7 protein-coding genes, 1 tRNA gene and 8 pseudogenes are annotated in these 15,578 nt (G+C 62.8%); 9 read left to right on the forward strand and 7 right to left on the reverse strand.

Translation table 11 applies throughout. From position 1 onward, the window contains the following. Nucleotides 1-6: 6 nt before the first annotated feature. The 3 genes and pseudogenes from obgE to rplU form a co-directional block, all read right to left on the reverse strand. The gene (gene obgE / locus OWR21_RS07470) at nt 7-1,101 is read right to left on the reverse strand and encodes a GTPase ObgE (protein ID WP_332394902.1); all 1,095 of its coding nucleotides are present in this window, start codon (nt 1,099-1,101) and stop codon (nt 7-9) included. Between the two features lie 193 nt (nt 1,102-1,294). After that, nucleotides 1,295-1,546 (reverse strand): annotated as a pseudogene (gene rpmA / locus OWR21_RS07475) (50S ribosomal protein L27); the annotation flags it as partial. Between the two features lie 45 nt (nt 1,547-1,591). Next, complete coding sequence (rplU, locus tag OWR21_RS07480; RefSeq protein ID WP_004633023.1) at nt 1,592-1,903, reverse strand: 50S ribosomal protein L21; 312 nt, start codon at nt 1,901-1,903, stop codon at nt 1,592-1,594. Between the two features lie 333 nt (nt 1,904-2,236). Here rplU and ispB point away from each other — a divergent pair. The 9 genes and pseudogenes from ispB (at nt 2,237) to OWR21_RS07525 (ending at nt 10,612) form a co-directional block, all read left to right on the forward strand. After that, nucleotides 2,237-3,165, forward strand: a pseudogene (gene ispB / locus OWR21_RS07485) (octaprenyl diphosphate synthase). 26 nt (nt 3,166-3,191) lie between these two features. Next, nucleotides 3,192-3,268: transfer RNA gene (locus tag OWR21_RS07490), tRNA-Pro, on the forward strand. Between the two features lie 171 nt (nt 3,269-3,439). Continuing rightward, entirely contained in the window at nt 3,440-4,714 is a 1,275-nt protein-coding gene (locus tag OWR21_RS07495) for an HlyC/CorC family transporter (RefSeq protein WP_332394903.1), read from the forward strand. Between the two features lie 258 nt (nt 4,715-4,972). Continuing rightward, nucleotides 4,973-6,698 (forward strand): annotated as a pseudogene (gene pilB, locus OWR21_RS07500) (type IV-A pilus assembly ATPase PilB). Nucleotides 6,699-6,740: 42 nt separating this feature from the next. Beyond that, nucleotides 6,741-8,003 (forward strand): type II secretion system F family protein, encoded by a 1,263-nt coding sequence (locus OWR21_RS07505; RefSeq protein WP_332394904.1) that lies wholly within the window; start codon nt 6,741-6,743, stop codon nt 8,001-8,003. Then, nucleotides 8,003-8,875: pseudogene (locus OWR21_RS07510) on the forward strand (prepilin peptidase); the annotation flags it as partial. The gene OWR21_RS07505 and the pseudogene OWR21_RS07510, both read left to right, overlap by 1 nt. Before the next feature lie 21 nt (nt 8,876-8,896). Beyond that, nucleotides 8,897-9,509: pseudogene (coaE, locus tag OWR21_RS07515) on the forward strand (dephospho-CoA kinase). A gap of 134 nt (nt 9,510-9,643) precedes the next feature. Next, nucleotides 9,644-10,400, forward strand: a pseudogene (gene zapD, locus OWR21_RS07520) (cell division protein ZapD). 8 nt (nt 10,401-10,408) lie between these two features. Further along, on the forward strand, nt 10,409-10,612 hold the full coding sequence (locus OWR21_RS07525) for a DNA gyrase inhibitor YacG (RefSeq protein WP_027680324.1): 204 nt from the start codon (nt 10,409-10,411) through the stop codon (nt 10,610-10,612). Here OWR21_RS07525 and OWR21_RS07530 read toward each other — a convergent pair. From OWR21_RS07530 to secA, 4 genes and pseudogenes are all read right to left on the reverse strand, one after another. Then, nucleotides 10,605-10,915: pseudogene (locus tag OWR21_RS07530) on the reverse strand ((deoxy)nucleoside triphosphate pyrophosphohydrolase); the annotation flags it as partial. The gene OWR21_RS07525 and the pseudogene OWR21_RS07530 sit on opposite strands and share 8 nt — an antisense overlap. Continuing rightward, nucleotides 10,872-11,736, reverse strand: a pseudogene (locus OWR21_RS07535) (ATP-binding protein). The pseudogenes OWR21_RS07530 and OWR21_RS07535, both read right to left, overlap by 44 nt. Before the next feature lie 16 nt (nt 11,737-11,752). Continuing rightward, nucleotides 11,753-12,979, reverse strand: a complete 1,227-nt coding sequence (gene argJ / locus OWR21_RS07540; RefSeq protein ID WP_332394905.1) for a bifunctional glutamate N-acetyltransferase/amino-acid acetyltransferase ArgJ — start codon at nt 12,977-12,979, stop codon at nt 11,753-11,755. Between the two features lie 74 nt (nt 12,980-13,053). Beyond that, nucleotides 13,054-15,578, reverse strand: a 2,525-nt coding sequence (gene secA / locus OWR21_RS07545) for a preprotein translocase subunit SecA (protein ID WP_332394906.1), incomplete at its 5' end; no start/stop codon positions are given.

Consider the following 15,578-nt stretch of genomic DNA (forward strand, 5'->3'; position numbering starts at 1 on the left):
TTGTGTTTAGGCTTGATCGTCGTGGTCGACGTTGTGCAGGCTCGGGTCCAGACGCTGGTCGGGCGCGGCAGCCGCGGCATCTTCTTCGGCGCGCAACTCGTCGAGGTATTCCTGAATCGCGTGGACAAGCGCCTGCGTGCCATCGTGCGTCAACGCAGAAATGCGATGCACCGGTCCCTTCCACTTGAAGCGCTTCACGAAGTCCTTCACGCGCGCTTCGCGTTCGTCCTCGGGCACCATGTCGAGCTTGTTGAGCACGAGCCAGCGCGGCTTGTCGAAGAGTTCAGCGTCGTATTTCTTCAGCTCGCCGACAATCGCCTTGGCTTCGGCCACCGGGTCGACGCTCTCGTCGAACAGGGCAAGATCGACCACATGCAGCAGCACGCGCGTGCGTTGCAGATGCCGCAGGAACTGATGCCCCAGACCGGCGCCTTCCGCTGCGCCCTCGATCAGACCAGGAATGTCGGCCACCACGAACGATTTCGACGGGCCCGTCCGGACCACGCCCAGGTTCGGGTGCAGCGTCGTGAACGGGTAGTCGGCAATCTTCGGGCGCGCGTTGGAAATCGCGGTGATCAGCGTCGACTTGCCGGCATTGGGCATGCCGAGCAGGCCCACGTCGGCCAACACTTTCAACTCCAGGCGCAGGTTGCGGCGCTCACCGGCCTTGCCGTCGGTCTTCTGGCGCGGTGCGCGGTTGGTGCTCGACTTGAAGTGGATGTTGCCCCAGCCGCCCTCGCCGCCCTGTGCCAGGCACAGGCGCTGCCCGTCGACGGTCAAGTCGGCGATCAGCTCTTCCGTGTCGGCATCGTAGATGGCCGTGCCCACAGGCATGCGCAGCGTGATGTCGTCGCCTGCAGCGCCGTAGCAGTCGGCACCCCGGCCGTTTTCGCCGTTTCGCGCCAGATGCTTCTTGGCAAAGCGGTAGTCGATCAGGGTGTTGATGTTGCGGTCAGCCACGGCCCACACGCTGCCGCCCCGCCCGCCATCGCCGCCGTCGGGTCCGCCGAACGGGACGAATTTCTCGCGGCGCATCGAGGCGCTGCCGTTGCCGCCGTCACCAGCGATCACTTCAATCCGGGCTTCGTCGATGAACTTCATGGAGGTCTCCGCCCGTGCGGCGTGCGCACGGCAGGTAAAGGAAATCGGCGCCACTCGCGCCATTGCTAACAGAACGCGCCTGGAAACACGCGCCAAGAGCAGCGTACCGCCCAGGATCAGGGTCGCGTTTTGTTAGCAGCCAGAAACGAAAAAGCCCCGCACGGGTGCGGGGCCTTTCTACTACAAGGCTGAATCAGGCCGCCGGAACAACGTCGACGAACTGCTTCTTGCCTTCGCCGCGGGTGGCGAACTTCACGTGGCCGTCGACCAGCGCGAAGAGGGTGTGGTCCTTGCCCATGCCCACGTTCACACCAGCGTGCGTGCGGGTGCCGCGTTGGCGAACGATGATGCCGCCAGCGTTGATGGCTTGGCCGCCGTACACCTTCACGCCCAGGCGCTTCGACTCGGAATCGCGGCCGTTCCGTGTGGAACCGCCGCCTTTTTCTGTGCCATGACTGAACTCCTATCCGGTTACGTAGACGACGCAGCCTTAGGCCACGATCGAGTCGATACGCAACTCGGTGTAATTTTGACGATGCCCTTGGCGCTTTTGATAGTGCTTACGACGGCGCATCTTGAAGATGTGCACTTTGTCGTGACGACCGTGGGAGATGACGGTGGCTTTGACGGCAGCCCCGCTCACCAGCGGCGCACCAACCTTGAGTTGGTCGCCGGCGCCCACTGCGAGCACCTGGTCAAGCGTGATTTCTGCGCCAACGTCCGCCGGTATCTGTTCTACTTTCAGTTTTTCGCCAGCAGCAACCTTGTATTGCTTACCGCCGGTTTTTACGACCGCGTACATTGTCGGACCTCGATAAAAGAACTAAAACGTGACTCTTGTGCCACTCACCGCCTGCATGCGCAGACAACGGACACAGAGAACTCGCAACTATACAAGAAAACTCAAGCAAATCAAAGACTAATCGCGCGACCGGGGTGCGGCGCCCGCGCAACGGGCCGTCCCGCCATGCGCGTTCCAGCCTGTCGGCGGGCAAACCCGTGCTTGCTCTATAATCTCGCGGCTTTTTGCGCAGCAACGATTGCGCGCAAGTCGATCATCAGCCACACGTTTCTGTCGGAACTCGCCTTGACCCAGACCTCCGCCTCCGTCCTGCTCGCCCCTGTCGCTGAAGACATGCGCGCCGTCGATGCCGTGATCCGCCGCCGCCTGGGCTCGGAGGTGGTGCTGATCAACCAGATCGGCGAATACATCATCAGCGCCGGCGGCGGCGACTGCGCCCCGTGATTCTGCTGCTGGTGGCGAATGCGCTCGGTTACAAGGGCGAGCATCAGCACGAACTGGCCGCCGTGGTCGAGTTCATCCACACCGCCACGCTCCTGCACGACGACGTGGTCGACGAATCCGACCTGCGCCGCGGCCGCAAGACCGCCAACGCGGTATTTGGCAACGCCGCGAGCGTGCTGGTGGGCGACTTTCTGTATTCGCGCGCCTTCCAGATGATGGTGCAGGCCGACAGCATGCGCATCATGCAAATTCTGGCCGACGCGACCAACATCATCTCCGAAGGCGAAGTTCTGCAGCTGCTGAACATGCACGATCCGGACGTGACGGAAGAGCGCTACCTGCAGGTCATCCGCTACAAGACCGCCAAGCTATTCGAAGCCGCCGCGCAGATCGGCGCGGTGCTCTCGGGCGCAGACGCCGCGACCGAAGAAGCCGCGGCTGAATACGGCCGCCGCATCGGCACCGCGTTCCAGATCGTCGACGACCTGCTCGACTACACGTCCACCGCCGACCAGATGGGCAAGAACGCTGGCGACGACCTGCGCGAAGGCAAGCCGACGCTGCCGCTCATCCATCTGCTATCGAACGGCACGGAAGAACAGCGTGCGCTGGTGCGCCAGGCCATCGAGCAAGGTGGCACGGAACATTTCGACGCCATCTTCGCGGCCATCCAGGCTTCCGGCGCGCTGGAGTACACGCGCCAGGCCGCCGAGCGCGAAGCCGCTGCCGCCGAAGCAGCAGCAAACGCATTACCCCCTTCCCTTTTCCGTCAGACGCTGATAGACTTGTGTGCTTTCTCGCTGCAACGTCAGTCCTGACACGCACGAGATCTGCGAAGAAGCATCGGGGTGTAGCTTAGCCTGGTAGAGCGCTACGTTCGGGACGTAGAGGCCGGAGGTTCGAATCCTCTCACCCCGACCAGAAATTCCCTTGTCGATCAAGGACAGCAAGCCCAGCAAATTGCTGGGCTTTTTTGTTTCTGAACGACCATCTGAGGGGAACGTACGTTAGCGGCATGCGCAACGGCTGCCCACATCGGCGCGACAAACCCCTCTGTTATAGTGGGCACTTCGCCGCCCCTCCTCTCCTGCCTTGGACTCTTGGCCGCTCTGGGCACAAATCGGCGCCGTCGTGCTGCTGTTGTGCTGCTCCGCCTTCTTCTCGATTTCCGAAACCGCGATGATGGCGCTCAACCGCCATCGCCTGCGGCATCTTGCCAAGTCCAATGTATCGGGCGCGCGCAATACACAGCAGTTGCTCGGTCAGACTGACAAGCTGCTCTCGCTCATCCTGATCGGCAACAACCTGATCAACACCGCCGTGCCGGTGCTGATCACCACCCTGGCAATCCACTACTTCGGCAACAACGGAACGACGCTGTCGATCGCCACGGCCATCGTCGCGTTTCTGATCATCGTGTTCGCCGAGATCGCCCCGAAGATCGTGGGCGCGACCTACCCCGAACGCGTTGCGTTTCCCGCCAGCTTCATCATCAAGCCGCTGATGCAGGTTTCGACGCCGCTGGTCGCGGTGGTCAACGCGTTCGCCATGGGGGTGCTGCGGCTGGTGCGCATCAATACGCGCAAGGCGCCGGAACAACGCATGTCGACCGAGGAACTGCGCACGCTGGTCTTGGAATCAGGCAATTTCATCCCGCACAAGCACCGCAGCATCCTGCTCAACCTGTTCGATCTGGACGCCATCACCGTTGACGACGTGATGACGCCGCGCGCGCGGGTGGAGTCGCTCGACCTGTCGCGCCCGATCGAAGAGGTCATCCAGCAGCTCGAAACCTGCTATCACAACAAGCTGCCCGTGTTCGAGCAGGACAGCGATCAGGTGATCGGCATCCTGCACGTGCGCAAGGCGCTGTCGCTGCTCGGGCACACCGAACTTACGCACGACGATTTCCGCGGCCTGCTCGCCGAGCCGTATTTCGTGCCGAGCGGTACGCCCGTCTTCCGGCAACTACAGTACTTTCAGGAGAACCGCCGCCGCCTTGGCCTGATCGTCAATGAATACGGCGACATGCTCGGGCTGGTGACGCTCGAAGACATCATCGAAGAGATGATCGGCGAATTCACCACCACGCTGCCCAACGCCGGCAAGCTGGCCTGGGACAAGGAAGGCACTTATCTTGCGGATGCGGGAATGTCGTTGCGCGACGTGAACCGGCGCTTGGGGCTGAGCCTGCCGACCGACGGCCCGAAGACCCTCAACGGACTGGTACTCGAAGTGCTGGAAGAGATTCCGGAGGCGACGGTTAGCGTGAAGATTGCGAACTGCGTGATGGACATCGTCCAGATGGACAGCCAGTCGATCCGCACGGTACGGCTGCATCGGCCGCCGCAGTCAAAGCGCAGTTGACGCCACACCCGAGGCCAAACGCTTCAGTTCGGGCGGTTTTCTGCCGATGTGGCACAAATGCAAGCTGCGCTTTGATGTGCGCTTTACAAATGCAGGGGCGGTCGGCAAACTGCCCCGGTTCCGGGCACCACCCCCACGAATGGGTGGGGTACCGGCTGCAGAACCTATAACAATCGCCTTGGGGGGCGAGCGCGCGCTTGAGGCAGTGGGGCCCGGCGCACGCTGAAATGGTCAGCTTCAGCCTGACGGACTGGACTCATGACACTCGGACTCGCTCTTGCGCAGAGCCGGCGGATCGCACCGACGCTACTGACTCAGCTCGAACAGAGCGCGCGTGAAAAACGCACGCAACTGATCGACGAACTGGTAGGCAGCGGAATCATGAGTGCGCATGACCTCGCCGTGTTCGTGGCCGGCAAATACCAGATGCCGCTGCTGGATCTCGCCCAGTACAAGCTCGACACCGTGCCGGCCGTGCTGTCGGCCAACAAGCACTTCGCCCAGTTGCGGCTGTTGCCGCTAGGCCGCCGCGAAAACCGCCTCATCCTCGCCACATCCGACCCGAGCGACCCGAAGCCGATCGAAGAGCTGCGTCAGAAGATGAACGTGGCCATCGAAACGGTGATCGTCGAGCACGACAAGCTGGTCCGCCAACTCAGCCTCGCCAACGAGGCCCCGGCCGAGATCAAGTCGCTCTTCCCCAAGCAGGAAGCCACGCAGATCGAGTACGACCCGGGCGCCGCTGCCGCCACGCGTCGCACAACCACCGATGGCATCGACGATGCCCCCGTGGTGCGCTTCCTGCAGAAGCTCTTTACCGAGGCCCTGTTGCGCGGCGCGTCGGACTTGCATTTCGAGCCGTTTGAAACGTTTTACCGCGTGCGTTTCCGCATCGACGGCATCCTCGCGCAGGTGGCGCAGCCGCCGCTGGATATCCGCGACAAGATTGCCACCCGGATCAAGGTGCTCTCGCGCCTGGACATCTCGGAAAAGCGCGTGCCGCAAGACGGCCGCATGAAGCTGCTGATCACTGTCCCGAAAGACCGCAAGGACAAGGACAACAAAGAGACGATCGAACGCGCCATCGACTTCCGCGTGTCGACGCTGCCAACGCTGTTCGGCGAGAAGATCGTGATCCGGATTCTGGAGTCGTCCACCGAGCGGCTCGATATCGACCAGCTCGGCTACGAGCCCGAGCAAAAGCAGTTGCTGCTCGACGTGATCAAGCGGCCGTACGGAATGGTGCTGGTGACCGGCCCGACGGGCTCAGGCAAAACGGTGTCGCTGTACACCTTCCTGAACCGGCTGAACCAGGGCGACATCAATATCTCCACAGCCGAAGACCCGGCGGAAATCCAGTTGCCGGGCATCAACCAAGTCAACGTGAACGACAAGGCGGGGCTGACCTTTGCAGCGGCGCTGAAGTCGTTCCTGCGGCAGGATCCGGACATCATCATGGTGGGCGAAATCCGGGATCTGGAAACGGCTGATATCTCGATCAAGGCCGCGCAGACCGGTCACCTGGTGTTCTCCACGCTGCACACCAACGACGCGCCGACGACGCTGACTCGCCTGATGAACATGGGCGTGGCGCCGTTCAACATCGCATCGTCGGTGCTCCTGATCACGGCGCAACGCCTAGCGCGACGGCTGTGCAAGGAATGCAAGAAGCCCGGTCCGCTGCCCAAGGAAACGCTGCTCGACGCGGGCTTCACCGAGGCCGACCTCGACGGCTCGTGGCAGCCGTATCACCCGGTCGGTTGCGAGGTCTGCAACGGCAGTGGCTACAAGGCGAGTCGGTATCTACCAGGTCATGCCCATCACCGAGGCGATCCAGGAAATCATTCTCACGCACGGCACGGCGCTGCAGATCGCCGAGCAGGCGCGCAAGGAAGGCGTGCTGTCGCTGCGCGAATCGGGCTTGCGGAAAGTAAAGCAGGGGCTGACTTCCCTTGAGGAAGTGCTGGCCACAACGAACCAATAACCTTCTCGATCAATCGTTCCCATACCGGGGTAGGAACCAACCATGGCCACACGAGCACCTGCCGCAAACCGCGCGGCCGCCGCGCCGGCACGAAAGACCGCCAAGACAAAGGCGCCCACGCAGTACATCTTCGAGTGGGAAGGCAAAGATCGCGGCAAGATCTTCAAGGGCGAGATGCGCGCCGAGAGCATCACCGAGGTGAATGCCGTCTTGCGCAAGCAGGGCCTGTCGATCACCAAGTCAAAGCGTCGCCGCGCGGCCCGGGGCAAAAAGATCACGCCGAAGGACGTGGCGTACTTCACCCGCCAGCTCTCGACCATGCTGAAGGCCGGCGTGCCGCTGCTGCAGTCGGTCGACATCATCGCGAAGGGCCATGCCAACCCGAACTTTACGCAGCTGCTGACGGAAATCCGTGTCGATATCGAGTCGGGCAGCAGCATGGCGCAAGCCTTCCGCCGTCATCCGCAGTACTTCGACACGCTCTACTGCAACCTGATCGACGCGGGTGAACAGGGCGGTATTCTCGATGCCCTGCTCGAGCGCCTGTCGCTGTACATGGAAAAGTCGATTGCGCTGAAGGCGCAGATCAAGTCCGCGATGATCTACCCGATCTCGGTGCTGACGGTGGCCTTCCTGGTGACGGTAGTGCTGATGATTTTCGTGGTGCCGGCGTTCAAGGGCGTGTTCTCGAGCTTCGGAGCCACGCTGCCGGCCCCAACGCTGGTGGTGATGAGCATCTCCGACTTCTTCGTGCAATGGTGGTACATCATCGTTTTTGTACCCATCATCGGCATCGTGCTGTTCACGCGGGCGTTCAAACGCTCGGAAAACGTGCAGCGCTCCACGCACCGCTGGATTCTGCGTATGCCGATCTTCGGCAGCATCATCCGCAAAGCCACCATCGCGCGCTGGACACGTACGCTGGCCACCATGTTCGCCGCCGGCACACCGCTCGTGGAATCGATGGAATCGGTGGCTGGAGCAGCCGGCAACTGGGTCTATCACGACGCAACGATCGAAATTCAACAGGCCGTGCGCATTGGTACGAGCCTGACCAACGCCATGCAGGCTACGCACGTGTTCGACAACATGGTGCTGCAGATGACACAGATCGGTGAGGAATCCGGTGCGCTCGACAGCATGCTGCTCAAGGTTGCAGAATTTTACGAGCGCGAGGTGGACGATGCGGTGGCCAACATCTCGGCGCTGATCGAACCGATCATCATCGTGATCCTTGGCGTGTTGATCGGCGGCATGGTGGTGGCAATGTACCTGCCGATCTTCAAGCTGGGTCAGGTGGTCTGATGCCGGAGATGTTCGTCATTCCCACGCTGGCGCAACTGCCAGCGTGGTTTTTAATTGCGACCGGCGGGTTGGTGGGCTTGCTGGTCGGCAGTTTCCTGAACGTGGTGATCCACCGCCTGCCGCGCATGATCGAGCGGGAGGAGGCCAACTACATCGCCGAGCTGCGCGAAGAGCCGCTGCCTCACCCTGACGCATACAACCTGGTCGTGCCGCGCTCGGCGTGCCCATCGTGCGGTCATCAGATCAAGGCGATCGAGAATATTCCCGTGTTGAGCTGGCTGGCGCTACGCGGCCGCTGCAGCGCCTGCAAAACACCGATCTCCTGGCGCTATCCCGCAGTGGAGCTGGTCACGGGTGTGCTGACCGCAGCTTGCCTCTGGCACTTCGGCCCGACGTGGGTCGCGGTGGCGTCGGCGGTGCTGCTGTGGTTCCTGATCGCCGGCACGATGATCGACGCAGACACGCAGCTGTTGCCCGACGCCGTCACCCAGCCGCTGCTCTGGCTCGGCCTGGGCGTGAATCTGTTCGGCATGTTCGCGCGCCTGCACGACGCGGTGATTGGCGCGATGGCAGGCTACCTGTTCCTGTGGTCGATCTACTGGACCTACAAGCTGCTGCGCGGCCGCGAAGGCATGGGCTACGGCGACTTCAAGCTGATGGCCGCACTGGGCGCGTGGTTCGGTTGGCAAGCGCTGCCGCTGCTGGTGCTGCTGTCGTCGGTCGTGGGACTGGTGTTTGGGCTGGTGCGCATTGCGCGCGGCGCGACGAGCGAATCGCCGTTCTCGTTCGGACCGTTCATTGCCGGGGCCGGCGTGATCGCACTGCTGGCCGGCCCGCAGTTGCTCATGCTGGCAGGCCTCGGCCCCTGCTTGCGCCATAAGGGCACGATCAGCATGCGCGTGATCGGCCTGACCGGCGGCATCGGCAGCGGCAAGAGCTACGTGGCGGATCGCCTTGCGGAGCGCGGTGCCGCCATCGTTGACACCGACGCCATCGCCCACGAGATCACTGCACCGGGCGGCGCCGCCATCCCGAAGCTGGTCGAAACATTCGGCGCCGGCATCCTACGCCCGGACGGTGCCATGGACCGCGATGCCATGCGCGCCCTCGCCTTCTCGGATGCCACGGCCAAATCGCGACTGGAGCAGATCACGCATCCGCTCATCCGCGAGATTGCGCTGTCGCGTGGGGCCGCGCGCAGGCATCGGACGCGCATCCGTACCTGGTCTACGTCGTCCCCCTGTTGGTGGAATCCTCGCCGGCCATCAGAGCTGGCGCAGCTTGGTCGACCGCATTCTGGTGGTCGACTGCCCGGTCGAGACGCAGATTGCCCGTGTGATGGCCCGTAACGGTCTGCCGCGCGCGCAGGTGGAAGCCATCATCGCGCGTCAGGCTTCACGCGAAGCGCGCTTGGCAGCAGCCGACGACGTGATCGACAACGGCGGTACGCTGGCCGACCTCCAGCCGCAGATCGACCGTCTGGACCTAACCTACCGGTCGAACTGAAACAGCTTGAAAGCCGTCGTCACATCCCTTTGCATTGTGATGAGCGAGGGTCTCGCATAGAATGCGGGCAGATCGAGGCCAAATGGGCTTCGGGGCCGCATATGCAGCGGGCCAGCACACCGGGCACCCAAGTTTTGATCCTGTACGAATATCCCTTCAACGAACGCATTCGGACGCTGCTGCGCCTCGAAGACCTGTTCGAGCGGCTGGATTTCTTTCTCGTGCAGGAACACCCACTGCAGCACCATGTGGCCTTGACCACGCTGTTCGAAGTGGTCGACGTGGCCGGGCGTGCCGACCTCAAATCCGATCTGCTGAAAGAACTTGATCGCCAGCGCCAGACGCTCACCGCGCTGCGCGCCAATCCGCAGATCGACCAGGACGCGCTCGACGCCGTCATCAGCGAGCTGGAAACCGCCTCCGGCAATCTCACTGCCACACATGGCAAGGCCGGCCAGCTCATTGCCGACAACGAGTGGCTGACGAGCATCCGCAGCCGCGCCATCATCCCCGGTGGTACGTGAATTCGATCTGCCGGCGTATTTTGCATGGCAGCATCATCCGGCCGAGCGCCGCCGCGCCGACATCATCAAATGGGCTCAACCGCTGGTGCCGCTGCGCGACGCCACGATGATCGTGCTGCGCCTGCTGCGCGAGTCAGGCCAGAGTGGCAAGGTGATTGCTAACGCTGGGAGCTATCAGCAGATGCTGTCGGGCCGCGTGTACCAGCTGATGCAGGTGCGCCTGGATGAGTCGGCGCTGGGGTTCATTCCCGAGATCAGCGCCAACAAATACATGCTCTGGGTGCGCTTTACCCAGCAGGATGGCGACCTGCGCCCCAAGCCGGTCGATGCGGATATCCCGTTCCAGCTGAAGCTCTGTAATTTCTGAGCCGCACCATGAATGTGAAGACCGTCAAATGCCCCAGCTGCGGCAAGCCCGTGCCTTGGGTGCCTGAGAGCCGCTACCGCCCCTTCTGCTCCGAGCGCTGCAAGCAGATCGACCTGGGCGCCTGGGCCGCCGAGCAGTACACCATCCCCGTGGTCGAAGAAGACGACCTGCCCGAAGCACCCGGCAACGATACAAGCGGCAGGCTCAACTAGCCGCCGCTTCCTCGCGCATCCATTCGAAGACGGGCAACGTTGCCGGCAGTACAGGATCGACGCTGATCGGCAGCGTCTGCCAGGCGAAATCCTGGCCTCCAGCGCGCGCAAGGTCCCGTCCCATGCCGTCACCTTGCAGAAATGCAGGCGCACATACGCGTGAGGGTAGTCGTGCTCGATGGTGTGCCAGGGCACGCAGGTGCGCAGCGTAACGTCCAGTTCTTCCTTGAGTTCACGCGTCAGCGCAGCCTCCACGGATTCACCCGCTTCCAGCTTGCCGCCCGGAAATTTGTGCCAGCCGGCCATGTTTCTTACCTTCGCGGGCGAATTGCCATGAACCGCGTTCCAGCGCCCAAACCAGCGCATCGCCACGTGCTGCGGCGATGTCTTCGTCGCTGCAGCCGAAATGCTTGAGCCAATGGCCGACGATGGTCAGATATTCGTCCTGCTTGGGCGGGTAGAACGATAACCACAGCCCGAACGACAGCGAGCTCGCCCGGATGGATTTCGCCGTCCGAGGTGTGCTGATAGGTCTCGTTGTCCTTCATGTATTCCGGCAGCAGATGGCGCCGGTTGGACGTTGCGTAGATCAGCACGTTGTTCGATTGCGCGGCGACCGAGCCGTCCAGCGCAGACTTCAGCGCCTTGTAGCCGGATTCGCCGTCTTCAAACGAAAGGTCATCGCAGAAGATCGCGAAGCGCTCCGGGCGCGTCGAGAGCTGCTCGACGATATCGCCCAGGTCGGCCAGATCGTCCTTGTCGACTTCGACCAGACGCAGGCCTTCCTTCACGAACTCGTTCAGGCACGCCTTGATGAGCGACGACTTGCCGGTGCCCCGCGCGCCCGTCAGCAGCACGTTGTTGGCCGGCAACTTGCGCACGAACTGGCGCGTGTTGGCGACGATCGCGTCTTTCTGGCGCTCGATGTTGTGCAGATCGCTCAGATGGATCGGCGGCAACTGCCGGATCGGTGCGAGATAGCCGATGTTGCCGAACAGGCTCTGGCGCTTGCGCCAGCGGAAGGCGACGGCCTCGTTCCAGTCGGCGTCGGTCAGTTCAGGCGGCAGCCATTGCTCCAGCCGCCCGAGAAAGCGGTCGAGCCGTGCGGAAAGGTCAGACGACATGGCGGCAACCTCCGGATTACGAACGGTAATCCGCGTTGATCGACACGTAGTCGTGCGAGAAGTCGCACGTCCACACGGTGGCGGTGGCGTCGCCGCGGCCGAGCGCGATGCGCACGGTGATCTCCGCCTGCTTCATCACGCGCTGGCCGTCTTCTTCGCGGTATTCGGGGTTGCGGCCACCGTCACGTGCGACCCAGACGTCGTCAAGCCACAGGTTGACGCCGTTCACATCGAGATCCGTCACGCCGGCGTAGCCGACGGCCGCCAGGATGCGCCCCAGGTTGGGGTCCGATGCGTAGAACGCGGTCTTGACCAGCGGCGAATGCGCGACGGCATAGGCGATCAGCCGGCACTCCTCAACGTTGCGGCCGCCCTCCACCTGGATGGCCATGAACTTCGTCGCGCCCTCGCCGTCGCGCACGATCTTCTGCGCAAGCTCTTGTGCGAGGCCCGTCAGCGCATCGCGCAGCGCGTAGTCGGGGTGCGATTCGGAATCGAGGCGCGGCGTGCCAGCCCGGCCCGTCGCGATGACGACGAACGAGTCGTTGGTGGAGGTATCGCCATCGACCGTCACGCTGTTGAACGAATGGTCGGCGGCGTGGCGTACCAGACCTTGAAGCACGGCTTCATCCACATTGGCATCGGTGGCGATGAAGCCGAGCATCGTCGCCATGTTGGGGCGGATCATGCCTGCGCCCTTGCTGATGCCCGACATGCGCACCGTCTTGCCCGACAGCGTGCACGTGGCCGACGCTGCCTTGGGTACGGTGTCGGTGGTCATGATGGCCTCGGCGGCGGCCAGCCAGTTGTCCGGCTTGGCGTTCGCCTCAGCAGCAGGCAGTCCGGCGATGATGCGGTCGACCGGCAGCGGCTCCAAAATCACGCCCGTGGAGAACGGCAGCACCTGCTCCGCCGACACGCCCAGCAGCTTGGCAACGGCATCACAGGTCTGGCGCGCATGCGCAAGGCCAGGCGCGCCGGTGCCGGCATTCGCATTGCCCGTGTTGACGATGATCGCGCGTGCGCCCTTGCCGCTCGCCAGATGCTCGCGGCACACCTGCACGGGTGCTGCGCAGAAGCGGTTCTGCGTGAACACACCGGCCACCGTCGAGCCCTCGGCGATACGAACGAGCAGCACATCCTTGCGATTGGCCTTGCGTACACCGGCCTCGGCCCAGCCGAGTTCCACGCCGTCGATCGGCAACAGTGAGTCAGCGGCGGGCGCGACGAGATTCACAGCCATGGAGCACACCTTTCAAAATGAGGATGCCCGCATTGCGGGCATCATGAATCAACAGAAACAGGTTCTAGGCAGCGTCAGACGAGTTTGCCGTGGCACTGCTTGTATTTCTTGCCCGAACCGCATGGGCATGGGTCATTGCGGCCAACCTTCGGCACTTCGCCCGCCAGCGCGGCAGCAGCGGCAGATGCTGCCGAACGCGGTGCTGCCATGGCCGGCGTTGCACCGTGGATCTCCGCATCGCCGGCAGCCACTTCGGCCAGTTCGCTGAACTCGTCGTGCTTGTACTGCACGTTGCTCAGCGCGGAAAGATCTTCTTCGATCTGCTCGGAAGCCTGCTCCAGCTCTTCCTGAGACTGGATGCGCACCGTGAAGACAATGCGCGTGACCTCGTTGCGGATGGTGTCGAGCAGGCGGCCGAACAGTTCAAACGACTCGCGCTTGTATTCCTGCTTCGGATCTTTCTGCGCATAGCCGCGCAAGTGGATGCCCTGGCGCAGCATATCGAGCGCTGCCAAGTGCTCGCGCCAATGCGTGTCGAGGCTTTGCAGCATCACCGAACGCTCGAAGCCGGCGAAGGACTCGCGGCCAACCTGCGCCACCTTGCCTTCGTACACCGCTTCGGCTGCATCCAGCACCATCTTGAGCAGGTCTTCGTCTTCGATCGACTGCGCAGCTTCCAGCGTCTTGACCAGCGGCTGATCGACGCCCCAGTCCTCACGCAGCGTCTTCTCCAGCCCGGCGACATCCCACTGCTCTTCCATGGTCTCGGCCGGCACGTAGGTGCGGAACAGCTCGGTGAACACGGATTCACGCAGGTTCTTGACCAAGTCGCCCACATCCTGCGCTTCGAGAATCTCGTTACGCAGCTTGTAGAGTTCCTTGCGCTGGTCGTTGGAGACGTCGTCGTATTGCAGCAGTTGCTTGCGGATGTCGAAGTTGCGGCCTTCGACCTTGCGCTGCGCCGATTCGATCGAGCGCGTGACGATGCCGGCTTCGATCGGTTCGCCTTCGGGCATCTTCAGGCGATCCATGATCGCGCGCACGCGGTCGCCCGCGAAGATGCGCAGCAGCTGATCGTCCAGCGACAGATAGAAGCGCGACGAACCCGGGTCGCCCTGACGGCCGGCACGGCCACGCAGCTGGTTGTCGATCCGGCGCGACTCGTGGCGCTCGGTGCCGATGATGTGCAGACCGCCCGCAGCCTTCACCTGCTCGTGCAGCGATTGCCATTCGTCCTGCAACTGCTTCACGCGCGCGGCCTTTTCTTCGTCGGAGAGCGACTCGTCGGCCATCACGAAGCTGGACTGTTTCTCCACATTGCCGCCCAGCACGATGTCGGTACCACGGCCCGCCATGTTGGTGGCGATGGTGATCATCTTCGGGCGACCGGCCTGCGCGATGATCTCGGCTTCACGCTCGTGCTGCTTGGCGTTGAGCACTTGGTGCGGCAGCTTCGCCTGGTTCAGCAGGTTCGACAGCAGTTCAGAGTTTTCGATGGACGTCGTGCCCACCAGCACCGGCTGGCCGCGCTCGTAGCAATCGCGAATGTCGCGAATGACGGCGTCGTAGCGCTCCTTCGAGGTCTTGTAGATCTGATCCTGCAAGTCCTTACGCTGCGGCGTGCGGTTCGTCGGGATCACCACGGTTTCCAGGCCGTAGATCTCCTGGAATTCATACGCTTCCGTGTCCGCCGTACCGGTCATGCCCGACAGCTTGTTGTACATGCGGAAGTAGTTCTGGAACGTGATGGTCGCCAGCGTCTGGTTTTCCTGCTGGATCTGCACGCCTTCCTTGGCTTCCACGGCCTGGTGCAGACCGTCGGACCACCGGCGGCCCGACATCAGGCGGCCGGTGAATTCATCGACGATTACCACTTCACCGTTCTGCACCACGTAGTGCTGATCACGGAAGAACAGGCTGTGCGCACGCAGGGCGGCGTACAGGTGGTGCATCAGCGTGATGTTCTGCGGCGCGTAGAGCGATTCGCCCTCGCCGATCAATCCGGCTTGCAGCAGGATCTGCTCAGCCTTCTCGTGACCCGATTCGGTCAGGTAGACCTGGTGCGATTTTTCGTCGACGTAGTAGTCGCCCGGCTTCTCGACGCCCGTGCCATCCGACTTCTCTTCGCCGATCTGGCGCGTGAGTTGCGCCGGGATGCTGTTCATGCGGCGGTACAGGTCGGTGTGGTCTTCCGCCTGGCCAGAGATGATCAGCGGAGTACGCGCTTCATCGATCAGGATCGAGTCCACCTCGTCGACGATCGCGTAGTTCAGCGGACGCTGCACGCGCTGGCCGGCGTCGTACACCATGTTGTCGCGCAGGTAGTCGAAGCCGAACTCGTTGTTGGTGCCGTAGGTGATGTCCGACGCGTAGGCGGCCTGCTTCTGGTCGTGATCCATGGTGGTCAGGTTGACCCCCACCGACAGGCCCAGCCAGTTGTACAGGCGACCCATCCACTCGGCGTCGCGCTGCGCCAGATAATCGTTGACCGTCACGACGTGCACGCCCTGGCCAGAGATGGCGTTCAGGTACACGGCGAGCGTCGCAGTCAGCGTCTTCCCTTCACCCGTGCGCATTTCGGCGATCTTGCCGTCGTGCA

It is taken from the genome of Ralstonia sp. 1B3 (genome assembly GCF_036631435.1).

Excerpts from the sequence above, each read along its gene's own strand:
- obgE (WP_332394902.1), bottom strand. The coding sequence starts at position 1,101 with ATGAAGTTCATCGACGAAGCCCGGATTGAAGTGATCGCTGGTGACGGC.
- rplU (WP_004633023.1), bottom strand. The coding sequence starts at position 1,903 with ATGTACGCGGTCGTAAAAACCGGCGGTAAGCAATACAAGGTTGCTGCT.
- OWR21_RS07505 (WP_332394904.1), top strand. The coding sequence starts at position 6,741 with ATGGCCACACGAGCACCTGCCGCAAACCGCGCGGCCGCCGCGCCGGCA.
- OWR21_RS07525 (WP_027680324.1), top strand. The coding sequence starts at position 10,409 with ATGAATGTGAAGACCGTCAAATGCCCCAGCTGCGGCAAGCCCGTGCCT.
- argJ (WP_332394905.1), bottom strand. The coding sequence starts at position 12,979 with ATGGCTGTGAATCTCGTCGCGCCCGCCGCTGACTCACTGTTGCCGATC.